18 protein-coding genes are annotated in these 16,771 nt (G+C 38.4%); 4 read left to right on the top strand and 14 right to left on the bottom strand.

What is annotated here, in order from left to right; all coding sequences use genetic code 11:
- Positions 1 to 25: 25 nt before the first annotated feature.
- Positions 26 to 1,519 (bottom strand): leucyl aminopeptidase, encoded by a 1,494-nt coding sequence (locus AC1DEF_RS22000; protein ID WP_043977222.1) that lies wholly within the window; start codon positions 1,517 to 1,519, stop codon positions 26 to 28.
- Positions 1,520 to 1,764: 245 nt separating this feature from the next.
- Here AC1DEF_RS22000 and AC1DEF_RS21995 point away from each other — a divergent pair, with 245 nt between their 5' ends.
- Positions 1,765 to 2,241, top strand: coding sequence for a divergent PAP2 family protein (locus AC1DEF_RS21995; protein WP_013059614.1), 477 nt, complete (start codon positions 1,765 to 1,767; stop codon positions 2,239 to 2,241).
- A 42-nt stretch (positions 2,242 to 2,283) separates the two neighbouring features.
- On the opposite strand, the gene AC1DEF_RS21990 is transcribed toward AC1DEF_RS21995, so the two are convergent.
- The 3 genes from AC1DEF_RS21990 to AC1DEF_RS21980 form a co-directional block, all read right to left on the bottom strand.
- Positions 2,284 to 2,931, bottom strand: a complete 648-nt coding sequence (locus tag AC1DEF_RS21990) for a 3D domain-containing protein (protein WP_074681646.1) — start codon at positions 2,929 to 2,931, stop codon at positions 2,284 to 2,286.
- An 81-nt stretch (positions 2,932 to 3,012) separates the two neighbouring features.
- Entirely contained in the window at positions 3,013 to 3,336 is a 324-nt protein-coding gene (locus AC1DEF_RS21985) for a YuiB family protein (RefSeq protein ID WP_074681648.1), read from the bottom strand.
- 122 nt (positions 3,337 to 3,458) lie between these two features.
- Positions 3,459 to 4,673, bottom strand: a complete 1,215-nt coding sequence (locus tag AC1DEF_RS21980) for an NAD(P)/FAD-dependent oxidoreductase (protein WP_025752690.1) — start codon at positions 4,671 to 4,673, stop codon at positions 3,459 to 3,461.
- Between the two features lie 469 nt (positions 4,674 to 5,142).
- Between AC1DEF_RS21980 and AC1DEF_RS21975 the strand changes: the two genes are divergently transcribed.
- Entirely contained in the window at positions 5,143 to 6,135 is a 993-nt protein-coding gene (locus AC1DEF_RS21975; protein WP_013085323.1) for an NAD(P)/FAD-dependent oxidoreductase, read from the top strand.
- 27 nt (positions 6,136 to 6,162) lie between these two features.
- On the opposite strand, the gene AC1DEF_RS21970 is transcribed toward AC1DEF_RS21975, so the two are convergent.
- The 4 genes from AC1DEF_RS21970 to AC1DEF_RS21955 form a co-directional block, all read right to left on the bottom strand.
- Positions 6,163 to 6,681: a hypothetical protein gene (locus AC1DEF_RS21970; RefSeq protein WP_097824852.1), complete on the bottom strand. Its 519-nt coding sequence runs from the start codon at positions 6,679 to 6,681 to the stop codon at positions 6,163 to 6,165.
- Between the two features lie 149 nt (positions 6,682 to 6,830).
- Positions 6,831 to 7,196 (bottom strand): HesB/IscA family protein, encoded by a 366-nt coding sequence (locus tag AC1DEF_RS21965; protein WP_013059620.1) that lies wholly within the window; start codon positions 7,194 to 7,196, stop codon positions 6,831 to 6,833.
- Between the two features lie 74 nt (positions 7,197 to 7,270).
- Positions 7,271 to 8,125, bottom strand: a complete 855-nt coding sequence (gene dapF, locus AC1DEF_RS21960; protein WP_097824958.1) for a diaminopimelate epimerase — start codon at positions 8,123 to 8,125, stop codon at positions 7,271 to 7,273.
- Positions 8,126 to 8,427: 302 nt separating this feature from the next.
- Positions 8,428 to 8,667: a YuzB family protein gene (locus AC1DEF_RS21955; RefSeq protein WP_025752683.1), complete on the bottom strand. Its 240-nt coding sequence runs from the start codon at positions 8,665 to 8,667 to the stop codon at positions 8,428 to 8,430.
- A gap of 382 nt (positions 8,668 to 9,049) precedes the next feature.
- Between AC1DEF_RS21955 and AC1DEF_RS21950 the strand changes: the two genes are divergently transcribed.
- Positions 9,050 to 10,114 carry an NAD(P)/FAD-dependent oxidoreductase gene (locus tag AC1DEF_RS21950; protein WP_097824959.1) on the top strand — a complete coding sequence of 355 codons (1,065 nt, stop codon included), beginning with the start codon at positions 9,050 to 9,052 and terminating at the stop codon, positions 10,112 to 10,114.
- Between the two features lie 43 nt (positions 10,115 to 10,157).
- Here AC1DEF_RS21950 and AC1DEF_RS21945 read toward each other — a convergent pair whose 3' ends face one another.
- Positions 10,158 to 10,484: a YuzD family protein gene (locus AC1DEF_RS21945; RefSeq protein WP_097824853.1), complete on the bottom strand. Its 327-nt coding sequence runs from the start codon at positions 10,482 to 10,484 to the stop codon at positions 10,158 to 10,160.
- A gap of 193 nt (positions 10,485 to 10,677) precedes the next feature.
- Here AC1DEF_RS21945 and AC1DEF_RS21940 point away from each other — a divergent pair, with 193 nt between their 5' ends.
- A complete protein-coding gene (locus AC1DEF_RS21940) occupies positions 10,678 to 10,908 on the top strand; it encodes a NifU family protein (protein WP_013059625.1) in 231 nt (76 codons plus the stop codon).
- Positions 10,909 to 10,997: 89 nt separating this feature from the next.
- Here AC1DEF_RS21940 and thrB read toward each other — a convergent pair whose 3' ends face one another.
- The 5 genes from thrB to yutH all read right to left on the bottom strand — a co-directional run bounded on the left by thrB (position 10,998) and on the right by yutH (position 16,618).
- Positions 10,998 to 11,912 (bottom strand): homoserine kinase, encoded by a 915-nt coding sequence (gene thrB / locus AC1DEF_RS21935; protein WP_097824854.1) that lies wholly within the window; start codon positions 11,910 to 11,912, stop codon positions 10,998 to 11,000.
- The gene (gene thrC / locus AC1DEF_RS21930; RefSeq protein ID WP_025752680.1) at positions 11,906 to 12,967 is read right to left on the bottom strand and encodes a threonine synthase; all 1,062 of its coding nucleotides are present in this window, start codon (positions 12,965 to 12,967) and stop codon (positions 11,906 to 11,908) included. The genes thrB and thrC overlap by 7 nt, the downstream gene beginning before the upstream one ends.
- Positions 12,967 to 14,268 carry a homoserine dehydrogenase gene (locus AC1DEF_RS21925; RefSeq protein ID WP_013059628.1) on the bottom strand — a complete coding sequence of 434 codons (1,302 nt, stop codon included), beginning with the start codon at positions 14,266 to 14,268 and terminating at the stop codon, positions 12,967 to 12,969. Before AC1DEF_RS21925 ends, thrC begins: the two co-directional genes overlap by 1 nt.
- A 241-nt stretch (positions 14,269 to 14,509) precedes the next feature.
- Positions 14,510 to 15,499, bottom strand: coding sequence for a 2-hydroxyacid dehydrogenase (locus AC1DEF_RS21920; protein WP_097824855.1), 990 nt, complete (start codon positions 15,497 to 15,499; stop codon positions 14,510 to 14,512).
- Between the two features lie 117 nt (positions 15,500 to 15,616).
- The gene (yutH, locus tag AC1DEF_RS21915; RefSeq protein ID WP_013059630.1) at positions 15,617 to 16,618 is read right to left on the bottom strand and encodes a spore coat putative kinase YutH; all 1,002 of its coding nucleotides are present in this window, start codon (positions 16,616 to 16,618) and stop codon (positions 15,617 to 15,619) included.
- Positions 16,619 to 16,771 lie beyond the last annotated feature (153 nt).

Raw genomic sequence — 16,771 nt, 5'->3', positions numbered from 1 at the left:
TTCTATCACTGCTATACTTTTTTCATTAATTGGCTTCAAATAAACAAACCATTGCAGCTAGTGTTCGCACCATCACGCCTGTTGCACCTGAAGGTCCTAACTCATGAGAAGCAGCGGATGTTGCAGTTCCAGCAATATCCAAGTGAACCCATGGTGTTTGCTCTGCAAACTCACCAATAAAAGTTCCTGCCATAATTGCGTGCCCCTCTCGTCCAGGAGAGTTATTTAAATCTGCTACCTTACTTCCCCGAACACGCTTTTTGTCTCGTTCTGTAATAGGCAGCTCCCAAATCGGTTCGCCTGTCTCAATGCTCGCTTTTTCTATTTGCTGCAATAAAGCAGAATCATTCGTCATTGCCCCCGTTGTATGTGTACCAAGAGCTACAATTACACCACCCGTTAATGTCGCCACGTCTACTAAATAATTTGCTCCGTGGTGTTTGGCATAGGAGATACCATCAGCTAACGCTAAACGCCCTTCAGCGTCTGTATTCAGTACTTCTATTGTCTTTCCATTCATTGCTGTAATTACGTCATCTGGCTTAAAAGCACGCGCGCTAATAACGTTGTCAGTTGATGGAATGACAGCTACTACGTTTTGATGAGGTTTTAATTCTCCAATCGCTTCCATTGCACCAAGAACAGATGCAGCTCCTCCCATATCTGTTTTCATACCTACAATCCCGTCTTTAGATTTAATAGAGTAACCACCTGTGTCAAAGGTAATCCCTTTTCCTACTAACCCAATAACGTCTTCCCATTTTTCTTTTCCTTGATATTTCAGGACAATCATTTTAGGAGGCTCTGCGGAACCTTGATTAACTGCTAACAGTGCGCCCATTCCCAATGTTTCCATCTCTTCTTTTTCTAAAATTTCATATTCAAAACCATATGTATGTGCCATTTCTACTGCATAATTAGCTAAATCTGTAGCCGTTAGCATGTTGCTTGGTAAGTTAACAAGGGTGCGCGCTGAGTTTGTTGCTTTTCCATACGTATATCCAACCAAAGCAGATTGTACCACGTCTTTATAAAAAGAAAACAGTTCAATTTTCTCAAGCTGCTTGTCAGGTTCGTTTGATTTCTTTTTGTAGTTTTCAAACTCGTACATAGCAAGCTGTTGAGCTTCTCCTAATAAAGCTGCAGTTTCTTGCTCTGACCACGCTCCTGTATCAAATGTAGAAAGGGCAACCGATGCGTTTGAAATCTTCGCTTCTTTTAACTTTTTAAATAACAGCCCAAAGCTCTCTTTGAGCCCATTTTTAGTTAGCGCTTGCTTTCGTCCGAGTCCCACAAAATAAAGACGTTTTGCTCCTAATTTTCCTAGTGTATGAATCGTTGATATACGTTTTTCTTGTACACGTATATCCCCTTCTTTAATCAAATGAATGAGCTGTCCACCTAAAGCTTCATCAATTTCTTTTAGAAGGCCTTCAAATTGTTGATTTTGATTAAATAACCCGATTACGAGCGCTTCTGTTTGATGATCAGCACCAAATGTTTCTACATGCGAAAACATAAAATTCCTCCCTTTTACGTATAGAGATTTTATTTTTATTTATCATCTGCTTTGTTTAATCTATTCAGCAAGTGGAATATATATCATATTCACCACTGTTTTCATCTATATACATATGATAGCAGAAATACAATTTTTAATCACAGTTCAAAAACCTTAGTTTCACACATATACTTTCATCTACCGCTTTTTTCATCATACGGGTTTAGCTTTTCAGACATTTTAAGTTGAGGGAGGACGTCTCAATGGATTTATTCTCAAATTTTCCACTTTGGAGTTCATTAATCGCTATTTTCTTTGCTCAATTTATTAAGATTCCCCTTTCTTTTGTAGCTACTAAGAAAATAGACGGCAGCTTATTTTTTAGTACGGGAGGCATGCCAAGCTCCCACTCCGCAGCAGTAACTTCCTTAGCAACTGCCATTGGGCTAGCAGAAGGTCTTAAATCCCCTATTTTTGCTCTCTCCGCTATTTTTGCCATTATTGTCATGTTCGATGCTAAAGGAGTAAGAAGACATGCAGGAGAGCAAGCAACGGTTTTAAATCGTTTGGTTGAAGACTTTCAGCGCGCAGTAAAAGAGGCAAAGCTGTGGACGACCAATGAAGAAGACGAAAAACAAGTGAAGCTAAAAGAGCTACTTGGACATAAGCCTATTGAAGTTTTCTTTGGGGCCTTAACCGGGATAGCAGTTGCTTTTGTAACGTATTATGTATGGCCATAAAACATAAGAAAACACATGAAGAGTTCTTCATGTGTTTCTCGTTTATTTTACCTGCTGGCGAAAAACTTGCATCGACTTTTTTTCATTCAGCATTGTTAATTCTTCTTCAGTTAAGCGGCCGTCCCCTGATTTTACTACATAGACGTTTAATTCTTTTTTACCCCATATGTTGTACACATCGGAAACAGTCTCAAAATATAAATCAAGATGATTGCCTTTAATAGCCCCACCTTTATCTGCTACCACTCCATAGCCATAGCCCGGAATAAACAAGATCGTGCCAATTGGAAATATGGTTAAATCAGCAGCGATGGTTGAATACAAGTCACGTTTTACTTTAACGCCCGAATATGTAATACCATACCCTGGATGATTGGGATTTTTCCCAGTTGATTCGTAACCAGCTGTGTAACCCGTAGCCAATACATTCTTAGTTGGATAACGCGACCAATCAAATGCTTCTTCAATCGTCAAACGCTCTTTGTCATTGCTAGCCGCTTCAGCTCTTAGTGGTTTTAGAAATGATGGCAAGAGCCTTTTATTCATTAGAGGATGCCCTGTACTGTTTATAAAAGGCATATATTTGATGACTGTGGTTATTGGGACGCCGGTAATTGCTTCATATGTTGTAAACAGCGCTCCGACCAGTAGTAGGCACATAATGAATCGCTTTGCTATTTTTCCAATCATTGTGATTTCCACAACTCCTCTCACGAATCTATTTGTTTCCAACATAAAAACAAATTATTCGTTTGCGAGAAGAATTTACATTTAAAACATTTGGTACCCTCTTGTTCGTAAAGATTTAATGGTAATGCCTGAAGCTAGTGCACCTATAAAACCAGCCATTAAAATCACAATGTCAGCTGTGGCTAAAGACAGCACTTTTGTCCCTAGCTGCTGAAAGGAGTGAGCGGGATGTTGAATGTAATCCACCGCTCTTACATCATCAATAATAAAAATAAAAATCACGGGATAAATAATGGCCATAATCCAAGACATGCGAAGCAGCATATTCAATAAGAAACCGATTCCAAAAAACAAAACAAAAAACAACAAGATGGAGATAATTAGTACAGGCACACTCATTTCCATTGCTTTTCGCCTCCGTTACTCTTTATACTCTCAGTTTACTTAAGAGTAATGAAAGCGTCAATCACAGAAAAGTAAGTTAATACCAAAAAAGCAAAAGGCTTAAAGACCTTTTGCTTTTTGTTTTAAAAGAAATTAAATTTTCCTTTTTTCAATACAAGACCTGCTCCGCCTTGAAGGAAAAGCGAGCGATTATCAACAACTTTTTTCATAAAAGATGCGCTTGAACCAAATAGTTTTCGACCGTATACAACGCCAATTGCGTCATCATGCCCTAACGAACATACCGTTCCTTTAATATCTGGTTTGAACTCGCTTAATTCTTTTTGACCTTTCATCAAACGGCTAATATTTTCAGCGCAGGTACCGCCTTGCTGCATAGCAATTTGAGCTGTTGGCGGATAAGGACGTTCTGTTTCAGGGTTAATCATTAGCGAACAATCTCCAATAACAAACACATCTTCATGCCCTGGTGCCAGCAAGCTATTGCTTACTTTTACACGTCCGCGCATGTTCTCAAATCCAGCTTTTTCAATCACATGACTGCCTCGAACACCCGCAGCCCATACAACTGTTGCTGATTTGATTTCTTCTACTTGGTCATCTTTTGATACAATAATTCCTTCTTCTGTACACTCTTTAATCGCTGTTCCGATCTTGAACTCGATTCCTTTTCGTTCTAGTTGTGTTACCGCATATTCTACAAGTTCTGGATCAAAACCTGGCAAAGCCGTAGGCGCTGCTTCTACACAAATAACGCGTACTTTTTCACGAGGAATATCAAACTCTTTGCAAAGCTGTGGGACTCGATTTGCTAATTCTCCCACAAATTCAATGCCGGTAAAGCCAGCGCCCCCAACAATAATGGTCAGAAGTTCGTCTCTTTTTTCCACTTCATTGTTGTACGTCGCAAACACATAATCAATATGCTCACGAATTTGACGTGCTGCATTAATGCTCGTAATGGTAAATGCATGTTCTTTTAAACCTTTAATTCCGAAAGTTTCTGCTTCATACCCTAAAGCAACAACTAAATAATCGTACGTTAGCTCACTGTTTTCAAGAAGAACACGCTTTTCATCTAACTTAATATCTACGACCGTGTCTTTGATAAATGTAACCTTATTTGTGTTAATTAAATTTTTAACAGGAACACGAGAGCGATCTTGATGAATTGTACCTGCTGATACTTCATGAAGCCATGTCGTTTCGTAATGGTAATCGTTTTTATTTACCAAAACAATTTCCGCATCACTAGCACCCAGTTTTTTTTGTAAATTAACAATTGTCATAATGCCGCCATACCCGGCACCCAAAATGACGATTTTAGGCTTTTTCATAGGAATGTCATCCACCTTTTTTAGTTATAGTCACAAGTATGTCTTACAAATATAATGATAAGAGCAATTTTATTTGGTTTGCTTTTTTATGTTAGTTTGAGCAAGAACGATCATCGCTATCCATTTATTATTCACATAAGAAAAATAATGTGAATCACTTCACGTTCTTTTTCAAAAAAATGTAAGCGTAAGTCCTAGCTTGATTTACACAAACATCTTATGCTTTTTTAATCGGTTTTTCAACCCTTCACTTTGTATTTACAAGCTTTTTAATTTTCAATTACTTTCCTGTATACCCAGTTTTATATTTGACCAAAACGTGTGGTTATGTTAATGATTACAAATACTGATCTTTAAGTTGAGAAAGTTTCTCAAACATTCCAGCGTGTTTTAATGATATTTTATAATTTACTATGCTATCATAAAGTAGAATATGCATTGGCACAGAACAATCTAGAGGTGATTATAAATGAAAGAAGATAAACAAGTATATGATATTACCATCATCGGAGGCGGCCCTACAGGCTTATTTACAGCATTTTATGGCGGTATGCGTCAAGCGAGCGTAAAAATTATTGAAAGCTTACCACAGCTTGGTGGACAGCTTTCTGCTTTATATCCTGAAAAATATATTTATGATGTAGCTGGTTTTCCAAAAGTACGCGCTCAAGAATTAGTCAATAACCTAAAAGAGCAAATGGATCAATTTAAACCTGCAGTTGCGCTAGAGCAAGCCGTAGAAAAGGTAGAAAAACAAGCGGACGGCGTATTTCGATTAACTACTAATTCTGAAGTTCACTATTCAAAAACAATTATTATTACGGCTGGAAACGGTGCATTTAAGCCCCGTAAAATCGAGCTAGAAAACGCAGAACAGTTCGAGCAAACGAACCTTCATTATTTTGTGGATGATATGAATAAATTCAAAGGCCGCAAAGTATTAGTATGCGGGGGCGGGGATTCTGCTGTAGACTGGTCTCTTATGTTAGAGCCGATCGCAGAAAAAGTAACGTTAACGCATCGTCGAGACAAGTTCCGCGCTCATGAACACAGCGTAGAAAACTTGCATAATTCATCAGTTGATATTAAAACACCGTATGTACCGGTTGAATTTGTTGGAGATGACCGTATTACACAAGTTGTGTTAGAAAACACAAAAGGTGAAGAAAAGACAGTAGTAGACGTAGATGATGTTATTGTAAACTTTGGATTTGTTTCTTCTCTAGGTCCAATTAAAGAATGGGACTTAGATTTAGAGAAAAATGCAATTGTTGTTAACTCAAAGCAAGAAACAAACATTCCTGGCATCTATGCAGCAGGTGATGTCTGCACATATGATGGAAAAGTAAAACTCATCGTGGCAGGATTTGGCGAAGGTCCGACTGCCGTTAATAACGCTAAGGCATACATTGATCCAAAGGCTCGCTTACAGCCTATGCACAGTACGTCAATGTTCTCATAAAAAAAGCAGGCTCTCGCCTGCTTTTTTTCATTGCTGGATTGGTGTAACCATTCGATGAATGATTTCACTCATCATTTCCGCATCACTGCTTATTAAACAGATTTCATAAAAGGAATGGTTTCCTTCTTGACTAGTTACGCTCATCCTGTAGGTCTTCAAACCTTCGAGCTTGCTTAAATATTTTACTACCTCTGATTGACCGGCAATACGTTCAATCAGCAGAATATGCTCTCCTTCAACTGCTCCGTAGCTTTCAGCCAGAGATGCGTTAGCATTTTCATAATAGCGAATGTAAGGTTCAGAATGGTTAAGAGGCGCAGAGGACGAGTTTTGATGACAGGCTTTACCTGAGGAAAAAGGCAAATGCTGAACAAATAAATGCGATTCACTGAAGTGAATACTTTTTACATCCTTAGACTCCATTTTCCCATTTTCAAGTTTTAACCAGTTTATAAACCCCTTCCATAGAATAGGCAGGGTGTTTTTTTTGCGAAAACTTCCGTAACCTCCTACTTGTTCCGCGTCGTAACGAGTCGCATCTATCAAATCCGTTCATCTCCTCTTTTTTATTGAGTATAAAAAAGACTGATTATTCAGTCAACAAGTTTGACAGATGATGTAACATACAAAAATTCCTCACTAAAAAAGCTTTCTTCACCAGATCAGATGAAGAAAGCTTTTTTATAAAAATATATTTAGCACTCTTCAGGAGCACCTGCGTTGCTTGCTGTACGGAAAGAAGAGCCGCAGCCGCATGCTGCAATGGCGTTCGGGTTATCAATTGTAAACCCTCCGCCTAGCATAGATTGCTTGTAATCAATTTTTACATCTTTTAAAATTGGAGCACTTTCGCTATCTACAAGAATCTTAATGCCATGTTGTTCAAACAGCGTATCGTTTTCATTTACTTCGTGAGCAAAACCCATGCCGTAAGAAAGACCTGAACAGCCTCCTCCATTTACATTAACACGTAAATAAGCATTTTCTTCTTCATGTTCTTTCATCATATCTTTTATTTGAAAGCTTGCAGCTTCTGTAATTGTTAGGATATCTTGACTCATTTTTAAACAGACCTCCTTTTTTGTTTAGTATACGACGAAATGTCTGCGACGACAAATCGTCTGCTTCTTCGTTTCTAATAATAATACGCGCCGTCACAAATCACATTGGCTGGACCTGTCATTAATACATTGCCTTTATTTTGCCAAACAATCGTTAAATCTCCTCCAGCGAGGTGTACGACAGTAGGAACATCTTTTTTCGTCTTCTCATTTAATACAGACGAAACAACAGCAGCACATGCTCCTGTTCCACATGCTTGAGTGATACCCGAACCTCTTTCCCATACACGAAAATTCAGCTCTCTTTCGTTCACTACCTCGACAAATTCAACGTTCACTCCTTCTGGAAAACGCGAATCTTTTTCAACCACAGGCCCTAATGTAGTAAGAGGCGCTTGTTCAATATTATTTACGTAAAAGACAACGTGAGGATTTCCCATTGATACAGCCGTCCCTTTTAACCGTTCTTTTCCAAATTCCATCTCTTCATTAACGACTTGGTCTTGGCTTGCTCCCGTCATTGGAATTTGTTCTCTAGCTAAAAGAGGCGCTCCCATATCGATTGTCACTTCTGGAACTTCATTTCCCTGCGGATGCACCGTTGCTTCTACAACTCCAGAAAGCGTTTCGATAAAAAATCTTTCGCTTGTTACTAAATTATGTTCATATGCATATTTAGCTACACATCTTAAACCGTTTCCGCAGTTTTTTGCTTCCGAGCCGTCATTATTAAATACGCGCATTTTCACATCTGCACGTTCAGATGGACAAATAAGAATCATCCCATCCGATCCAATTCCCGTATAAACATTTGAGACTTTTACAGCAAGCGGTGCTAACTCTTGCTCTTCTATATGTTCTTCAAACATATTTACGTAGATATAGTTGTTGCCAAGTGCATGCATTTTTGTAAACTGAAATTTTTTCATATTATCACCCATTATTTTTTTATGTAGCTCTAGTATAAAGTGATTCTCTTTTGTACACAATAATATCATCCCCCGTTTTTTTAGCTCCTTAATCATAAAGATTAAGGGGTTTTTTATTTTGTCCTCATTTGGAGTATTAAAAAACACAAGAAGCATTATGATTGCAAAGAGAATGATTAAAGCGCAGATATTTGGGCAAAAACGCATAAAAAAGCACGGCAAGACTAGCCATGCTTACATCATCTATTCTATTAGCCTCATGTCCCTCTCCTGATAAAAAGAGATACGACAGCGGGGATAGTTTAAAACATTGGATTTTCTTCTAAATGAATGTAAATATTATCCACTAACTGTTCAGGTGTTTCCGCTGTAACAATCTCTCCATTTACCAAGGCAAATAAAGATTGTGAACATTTCCCGCAATAACCTAAACATCCGTATTCAATGATATCTAGATTTGGATCTTTTTCAAGCTTTGCTAAAGCTGCTTGAGAACCACTGGCTAAATTACTAACGCAAAATTCAATAATTGGCTGTATCACGTTTTTCACCTCTCTACTATTAGTTTATCCTATCTTCTTTCATTTTCAACGTCAACTTTGGAAATTCACGTTCATTTTGCGCACGCTTTTTAGCTTCACAGACTTTTTCAAAAAAACGTATAAATAAAGCTTTATTATAGGGATAGCTTGAAATTATGTTGAAACATATTGTGGTTTTTTATTAATTTAGTTATACTTTTATGTATAGAAAACCAAACGAGGTTATATTAAATTATTATTTAAGTAAAATATGTTATCTTATATAGCCTTTCATATCTTTTTGGCAACCATCCTTATTAACGGTAATTTGTACTCTCCTATTCTTAAAAGCAAGAATAATAGAGAGAAAACAAAAATGCATGAAGCTAAAGGGGAAATTCACATGAAGAACCTTGTCATACTGGGCGGCGGATACGGTGGTATGCGCGTTTTGCAGCGCCTTTTTCCGAATCAATTGCCTAACGATGTAGAAGTAACACTTATTGACAAAGCACCTTATCACTCACTAAAAACTGAATTCTATGCACTTGCAGCTGGAACAATTTCTGATCAGCATGTTCGTGTTGCTTTTCCTGAACACCCTCGCTTAAAGATTCACTACGGCTGTGTAAAACGCATAGACCTAAAAGAGAAATGTGTCTATGTGGATGATCAAATGATCGCTTATGATGACCTGATTGTAGGACTCGGATGCGAAGATAAATATCATGGAGTTCCCGGAGCTCTTGAGCATACATACAGCATTCAATCCATTGATGCTTCACGAGCAACTTATCAGACATTAAACAACTTGCCAGCCCACGCTACTGTTTCAATTGTAGGAGCTGGATTAAGCGGAGTAGAACTAGCAAGCGAGCTAAGAGAAAGCCGCCCGGATTTAAAAATCATCTTATTTGACCGCGGTAAATTAATTTTGTCTGCTTTCCCAGAACGTTTAAGTAATTACGTTCAAACTTGGTTTACTTCAAACGGTGTTGAAATCGTAAATAGTGCTAATATTACAAAAGTAGAACCGAACATTCTTTATAATCATGATGAGCCCATTCAAAGCGATGCAATCGTGTGGACAGCAGGTATCCAGCCAAATAAAGTGGTACGCGATTTAGACGTAGAAAAAGACCCTCAAGGCCGCGTCGTCTTAACGAAATACCATAACTTGCCTGACGACGAAAATGTCTACATTTTAGGTGATTGTGCAAGCCTACCGCATGCACCAAGCGCTCAGCTGGCAGAAGGTCAAGCTGAACAAATCGTGCAAGTACTTCTTCACCGCTGGAAAGGCGAAGCGCTTCCGGATGAATTGCCAACTATTAAATTAAAAGGCATACTTGGTTCATTAGGCAAAAAGCATGGATTTGGCTTAGTTGCCGAACGTCCAATTACAGGACGCGTAGCTCGATTATTAAAATCAGGTATTCTTTGGATGTATAAACACCATAGTGGATAAAATAAAAGCCGTTAGATGACTGACAATCTAACGGCTTTTTTCATTATGATGCGCAGAAACCATACTTCTCCATTTCCTCAAATACGCGCTTTAATTTCGGGTTGCCTTCCCCAACAATTTCTCCGTTAATGACCACTACAGGATAGAATAAATCTTCTTCAATCACACGCTTGGCAAAAGCTGTTTTTTCCGGATCCGTATGCGGCTCGTTTATATCTACATACGTGATAGCAAACGGCTGATTCGGATATTTACGAGAAATAGCTGCCTCTAGCCAATCATAGGTGTCTTTTGAAGACGGCAGGTTAACGCAGCTTGCACAAACAATTTCAGCTCCATAAATACACACTTCTACCTCAGTTGATTGCATAGCACATCCCCCTTAAATCTTTACATTCAAACTGTACGATTATTCACACTTTTACTTCATTATGAATACTATTTTACACAAAACTGATTCATTGCACATCTTTTTCTTTTAAGGTAACATTACGATGTATACTCCAATAGATTTTTCATGAAAGACCGTTTATAATAAGAGTAGAAGAAAGGAGTCGATAGTTATGTCAGAAATGCACGAGCAAGTTCAAGAAGTATTAGAAAAACTTCGTCCGTTTTTACTTCGCGACGGTGGAGACTGTGAGCTAGTAGACGTAGAGGATGGTATTGTAAAGTTACGTCTTTTAGGCGCTTGCGGAAGCTGCCCAAGTTCAACAATCACGCTAAAAGCTGGTATCGAACGTGCCCTTTTAGAAGAAGTACCTGGTGTAGTTGAAGTAGAACAAGTATTCTAATCTCTTTGATTTTATTATAAAAGCAACCTCCCATTTTATTGGGGCTTGCGAATGAAAAATCCTCATTCAAATGAATGAGGATTTTTTTATTAACTCGTTGTGACTTCAGCTTCTACAAATACACCTTTGCGGTCAATTTGTAAAACATCTATTTCGCAGTTCGGCAGTAAAGCATACATACGTTCGGCAATCGCTTTGCCTTTTCCTTTTGGTGCTAAACATAATACACTCGGACCGGCTCCACTTAGTGACACACCGTATGCGCCGAGAGCTTTTGCTTCTTTTCGCACAAGAGAAAGCTCTGGCACGAGTCTCATACGATAAGGTTCGTGATATAAATCTTTCTCCATAAATTCGCCTACCAGAGATAAATCTTTATTTAAAAGGGCTGCTACTAGCATGTTCCCGATTGCCCCAGCTTCTACTGCGTGGCGATAATTAATATCCAAAGGCAGCACATCACGAGCATCGGTTGTTTTTAATTCATATTCTGGAATGGCCATCACGATATCGACATCAAATTCAGGTATTTGAGCAATATATGTTTCATTTTCATGATGGTAACCAACAACGATGCCGCCGTAAATAGACGGGCTGACGTTATCAGGATGTCCTTCCATTAAGCTGCTGATGCGAAGCTTTTCTCTTTTTGATAAACGCAAGTCACACAGTACATTAGCCAGCTCGATTCCAGCTACGATAGCCGATGCGCTGCTTCCAAGTCCCCTTGCTAATGGAATGTTGCTCCAAACATTGACCTTCGCACTTGGAAGGTCAATGTTAAATTGACGAGCCACGTCTTGTGCCACTTCATACATTAAGTTATCTGTACCTGTAGGAATACTTTGCACTTCTTTCGTTTCAGGGATAAAAATCCATTCCTCATGACACTCTACTGTTAATCTTAAGTAGCGAGATAAAGCCACTCCAATGGAATCAAATCCTGGCCCTAAATTAGCAGAGCTAGCTGGGACCGTAATGACAAAACGCTCATTTTCTAGCATGAAGCAACGACACCTTGGATATACTCAAATACCTTTTCTTCATCATTTGGTAAAACCACTGGCTTTACGTTATGAGCATCGATTGCTACGTTTGGATCTTTTAATCCGTTACCTGTTAGTACAGCTACAACCGTTGAACCTTTTGCAATTTTACCAGAAGCTACATCTTTAAACACCCCAGCTATTGAAGCGCAAGAACCTGGCTCTGCAAATACACCTTCTTTGCGTGCAATTGTACGATATGCTTCTAAGATTTGTTCATCTGTTACTTCATCAATTTTCCCGTTTGATTCTTTTGCTGCGTTTACAGCATAATCCCAGCTTGCTGGATTTCCGATTCGAATAGCCGTTGCAATTGTTTCTGGATTTTCGATAACTTGATTACGCACGATCGCCGCTGCACCTTCTGCTTCAAACCCGTGCATGTGAGGAAGAGACGTTTGGTGACGCTCACTGTATTCTTTGAAGCCTTTCCAGTAAGCTGTAATATTTCCTGCATTCCCCACTGGGATAGCTAAAACGTCAGGCGCTTTTCCAAGCTGTTCACAAATCTCGAAAGAAGCTGTTTTTTGCCCTTCAATACGGTATGGGTTTACAGAGTTTACAAGTGCAACCGGTGATGTTTCACTCAGCTTACGAACCATAGAAAGTGCTTGGTCAAAGTTTCCTTCAATTGCTACAATTTCTGCACCATACATAACAGCTTGAGCTAATTTCCCCATCGCAATTTTTCCATTTGGAATAACAACGATACAGCGCATGCCAGCGCGTGATGCATAAGCTGCTGCAGCTGCGGATGTGTTACCTGTAGATGCACAAATAACCGTATTGCTTCCTTCTTCTTTGGCTTTTGCTACAGCCATTACCATTCCGCGGTCTTTAAATGACCCCGTTGGATTTAACCCTTCTACTTTCACATGTAAATCAATGCCTAGCTCTTTTGATAAATGAGCAAGATGAATTAAAGGTGTATTTCCTTCATGTAGTGTAAGCATAGGTGTTTTCTCTGTTACAGGTAAAAACTCTTTATATTCAGCTAATAGACCTTTCCACATCATACTGTGCCAACTCCCTCTACGCGGTAACTGCTTTTTACATTTTCTACAATTGGTAAATCCCGAAGCTGCTGAAGGATTTCCTCATAATCTTTTTGAGATGTTTTGTGTGTAACAACAACAATCTCAGCTAATTCGCTTCCTTTCACAGGAAGTTGAATAATTTTTTCGAAGCTCACGCCACGCTCTGAAAATAGCGTTGTTAATTTTGCAAATGCTCCAACTTGATCTTTAACATGAATACGTAAGAAATGCTTCGAGAACATTTCATCTTCTGCTTTTAACTGTTTTGGATACTGAGGCGTTACCGCACTTTTACCATTCACACCTAAACGCATGTTTTTCATAACACCTACTAAATCTGATACGACAGCAGTGGCAGTTGGCAGGCTTCCTGCCCCCGGTCCATAAAACATCGTTTCTCCAACAGCTTCTCCGTATACATATACAGCATTGTACTCATCGCTTACTGAAGCAAGAGGATGTGTGTCTGCTAAAAGAGTTGGCTGAACACTCACTTCTACATTGTCGCCGTCACGATGTGCATATCCAATCAGTTTCATCGTATAGCCTAATTGTTTACTATATTGCAAGTCTTCTTCCGTTACTTCTGTAATACCTTGAACACGAACATCGTCCAAGTCAATTTTCATTGAAAATCCTAGTGTAGCCAAGATTGCCATTTTGCGAGCAGCATCTAAACCACCTACGTCAGAAGTTGGATCCGCTTCAGCATATCCTAAATCCTGCGCTTCTTTTAACACTTCATCATAAGCGCTTCCTTCTTTTGTCATTTTCGTTAAAATGAAGTTTGTTGTACCATTTACAATTCCCATCATTTTGGTAATACGATCAGATGCTAATCCATCTGCTAATCCACGAAGAATTGGAATACCGCCTGCTACACTTGCTTCATAAAATAAATCACAGTTATTTTCAGAAGCTACTGTTAACAATTCTGAGCCGTAAACTGCCATCAAATCTTTGTTTGCCGTTACAACATGCTTTTTATTACGAAGGGCTGTTAAGATATAGTCTCTTGTTTCTTCAACGCCACCCATTACTTCAATGACAACGTCAATCTCCGCGTTATGTAAAACGTCTTCAACATTCGTTGTTAATTTATCTTCGCTGATTTCCACGTCACGTTTCTTATCAATATCTTTAACTACTACTTTTTTAACTTCTACAGGACACCCGACTTGATGACTTAATTTATCCTGATGATTTTCAATAATTTTGACTACTCCGCTTCCTACCGTTCCTAACCCTAATAATCCTACTGAAATACTTTTTGTCATATTCCTCACCTCTGTGTTCTTTCTACGTATACATTTGTTCTCTTATAGAGGACATTATAGACCTTATTTTTCTTTTTTACAAGGTTTACTTGCCATCTTTTCTCGTAAACTCGTTAAAAAAATTGGTATATAAAGATAAATGTAAATTTTTAAAATATTTCATTTTATTATCATAACATGGCTCCCACTGTTTTTTAACAAAAAAAAGACAATTTCACGGAAATGAAATTGCCTTTTTCTGTTATGATTTTTTCGCAAACGCTTCTTTATTTACAATTGTAATAGGAGACTCGTTTATAAGTACTGCTTTAATGTTTTTAACACATAAAGAAATCATTTCCGTGCGCGTTTCGATACTCGCACTGCCGATATGAGGAAGAGCTACAACATTAGGCAACTGAAGAAGAGGGTGAGAAGCAGAAATAGGCTCTTGATCGAATACATCCAAGCCAGCTCCAGCAATTTCACCGGATTGAACCGCATGTAACAATGCTTGCTCATCAACCACTGCTCCTCTTGAAGCATTAATAAAAATCGCAGTTGTTTTCATTTGTTCAAATGCTGAAACATTAAATAAATGTTTGGTTTCGTCCGTTAACGGTGTCAAACAAACAACAAAATCAGATCGTTCAAGCAGCTCATTTAACTCACAGTAAACTGCATTGAGCTTTTTTTCTGCTTGAAGGTTGCGGCTTCGATTGTGGTACAAGATTTCCATATCAAAACCTGTAGCACGTTTCGCAAGCGTCTCTCCAATTTTCCCCATTCCAACAATACCTAATGTTTTATGATGAATATCTCTACCCGCTAACAAAAATGGACTCCAGCTTTTCCACTGATTTTCTTTCACATATCCAGCAGCTTCTACTAAACGTCTAGCTACACTCATTAATAAACCAAACGTTAAATCTGCTGTTGTATCAGATAAAACATCGGGGGTATTAGAAACGATAATTCCTCGTTCAGTTGCCGTTTCTACATCAATATTATCGAATCCGACCGCCAAGTTAGCTACAAGCTTTAAATGAGGAGCTTGCGTAAGCAATTCACTGTCAATACGATCTGAAAGCATTGTTAATAGAGCATGTGCGCGCTTAGCTTTTTCACAAAGCAGCTCATGAGGGACTGCCTCATCTTCTTTATCCCACATTTCCACATTCGCTACTGCCTTTAAAGGTTCGATTAATTCATTCGGTATTTTTCTCGTAATAAATACAAACGGCTTGTCCATATGTACGCCACCTCTTTATCCTTTTTAAACTGCATGCACAAAAACAAAATAGAAAAACAGGTTTGGATTATCCAACACCTATTTTTCTATTTTATCATATTCTATAGTAATCGCTTTTTAATGAATCCATGTTAATTCAGGAATGTGATAACGAGACGTTGAAATACCCACCGACTGGTAAAAGCGCTTCAGAAAAGCTTCGTAGTGAGAAGAATGAGCTAATACTCCTTCCAGCTTCTCATAATACTTTTGTTTTTGCCTCTCATCTTGTACACTGTAATACCCTTCAATGACCTCAAAATAATGAACGGGAAAAAGAAGTCTAGCATATAACAGTCTCCATGAAAAAGAAGAAAGCGGATTTACCTTTTCATATTCACTTAAAAACTGATGCATGTGCCTTTCATCGACAGCGTATGTTAATAAATATTGTTCCCTTATATATTCAGCTATATCTCTGCTCGGATGATCGAAGACCCAATCTGCTGGGAGCTTGTAAACGTAGTCTTCCCCCCATGTTTTTTGCCCGAACCGATGATGACAAATCGTCGCAGCGTCAACTGAACGAGGCAAATCGTCAATTTCCGTGTCTACTAGGTATTGAATAGCATTTTCCGTTAATCCTAGGTAATAAGGAAAAGTTTCTAAAAAACGTTTTTCCATCTCTTGATTAGGCAAAGCACGTAATCTTCCATACCAAAATTGCTCCATCTGGTCGAGACGCTTCTCCCACATGGACTTCCATTGCCCTAGCCGGTTTGCTTTTTCCACTTCATAAGGAAACAGTCTCCCTTTTTGATGAAAAACAGCTAGCTCGTGCCCAGGTGAAAAGTTGGGGTTTTTCTCTTCCGCAAGACAGCGGCAAATGATAAATTTTTCAGTTTCAGTTTCTGTAATCATTTCACCATTCAAATTAGGCATAAATGTTGCCACATGGCGATCACCTTGGCCCATCAGAAATTGACTCATTTGATATAGTTCATTTAACTCGTCTTGTTCCATTTGTTTTACATTAATGATTGTATATAAAATATCTCGATACTGAAAACCTTCAAATTTACCTACGGGCATAAATTCATTTGGACGTAATCCGTAATGCTCATAAATGGTTTGTATCATTTTAATCCCTCTCTTCATTCATTCAAGAAATTATATGATGGAAAACAACATTACTTGTCATAATATTTACGGAGGAATGAATAGATTAGAAATACACCATTTATAGTTATTTACTCCGGGTTAGTAGTATGAAACAACTTTAGACTTAAAAAT

Source organism: Priestia sp. 10L35 (assembly GCF_056395685.1).
Note: the sequence above shows the minus strand (reverse complement) of the source record. Positions and strands in the feature narration are given on the sequence as shown.

Bases quoted from the DNA above. Each gene is read 5' to 3' on its own strand.
- AC1DEF_RS21940 (WP_013059625.1), top strand. From the start codon at position 10,678: ATGTCAGAAATGCACGAGCAAGTTCAAGAAGTATTAGAAAAACTTCGT.
- AC1DEF_RS22000 (WP_043977222.1), bottom strand. From the start codon at position 1,519: ATGTTTTCGCATGTAGAAACATTTGGTGCTGATCATCAAACAGAAGCG.
- AC1DEF_RS21980 (WP_025752690.1), bottom strand. From the start codon at position 4,673: ATGAAAAAGCCTAAAATCGTCATTTTGGGTGCCGGGTATGGCGGCATT.
- AC1DEF_RS21985 (WP_074681648.1), bottom strand. From the start codon at position 3,336: ATGGAAATGAGTGTGCCTGTACTAATTATCTCCATCTTGTTGTTTTTT.
- AC1DEF_RS21975 (WP_013085323.1), top strand. From the start codon at position 5,143: ATGAAAGAAGATAAACAAGTATATGATATTACCATCATCGGAGGCGGC.
- AC1DEF_RS21920 (WP_097824855.1), bottom strand. From the start codon at position 15,499: ATGGACAAGCCGTTTGTATTTATTACGAGAAAAATACCGAATGAATTA.
- yutH (WP_013059630.1), bottom strand. From the start codon at position 16,618: ATGATACAAACCATTTATGAGCATTACGGATTACGTCCAAATGAATTT.
- AC1DEF_RS21995 (WP_013059614.1), top strand. From the start codon at position 1,765: ATGGATTTATTCTCAAATTTTCCACTTTGGAGTTCATTAATCGCTATT.
- thrC (WP_025752680.1), bottom strand. From the start codon at position 12,967: ATGTGGAAAGGTCTATTAGCTGAATATAAAGAGTTTTTACCTGTAACA.
- dapF (WP_097824958.1), bottom strand. From the start codon at position 8,125: ATGAAAAAATTTCAGTTTACAAAAATGCATGCACTTGGCAACAACTAT.
- AC1DEF_RS21925 (WP_013059628.1), bottom strand. From the start codon at position 14,268: ATGACAAAAAGTATTTCAGTAGGATTATTAGGGTTAGGAACGGTAGGA.
- AC1DEF_RS21950 (WP_097824959.1), top strand. From the start codon at position 9,050: ATGAAGAACCTTGTCATACTGGGCGGCGGATACGGTGGTATGCGCGTT.
- thrB (WP_097824854.1), bottom strand. From the start codon at position 11,912: ATGCTAGAAAATGAGCGTTTTGTCATTACGGTCCCAGCTAGCTCTGCT.
- AC1DEF_RS21990 (WP_074681646.1), bottom strand. From the start codon at position 2,931: ATGATTGGAAAAATAGCAAAGCGATTCATTATGTGCCTACTACTGGTC.
- AC1DEF_RS21965 (WP_013059620.1), bottom strand. From the start codon at position 7,196: ATGAGTCAAGATATCCTAACAATTACAGAAGCTGCAAGCTTTCAAATA.
- AC1DEF_RS21945 (WP_097824853.1), bottom strand. From the start codon at position 10,484: ATGCAATCAACTGAGGTAGAAGTGTGTATTTATGGAGCTGAAATTGTT.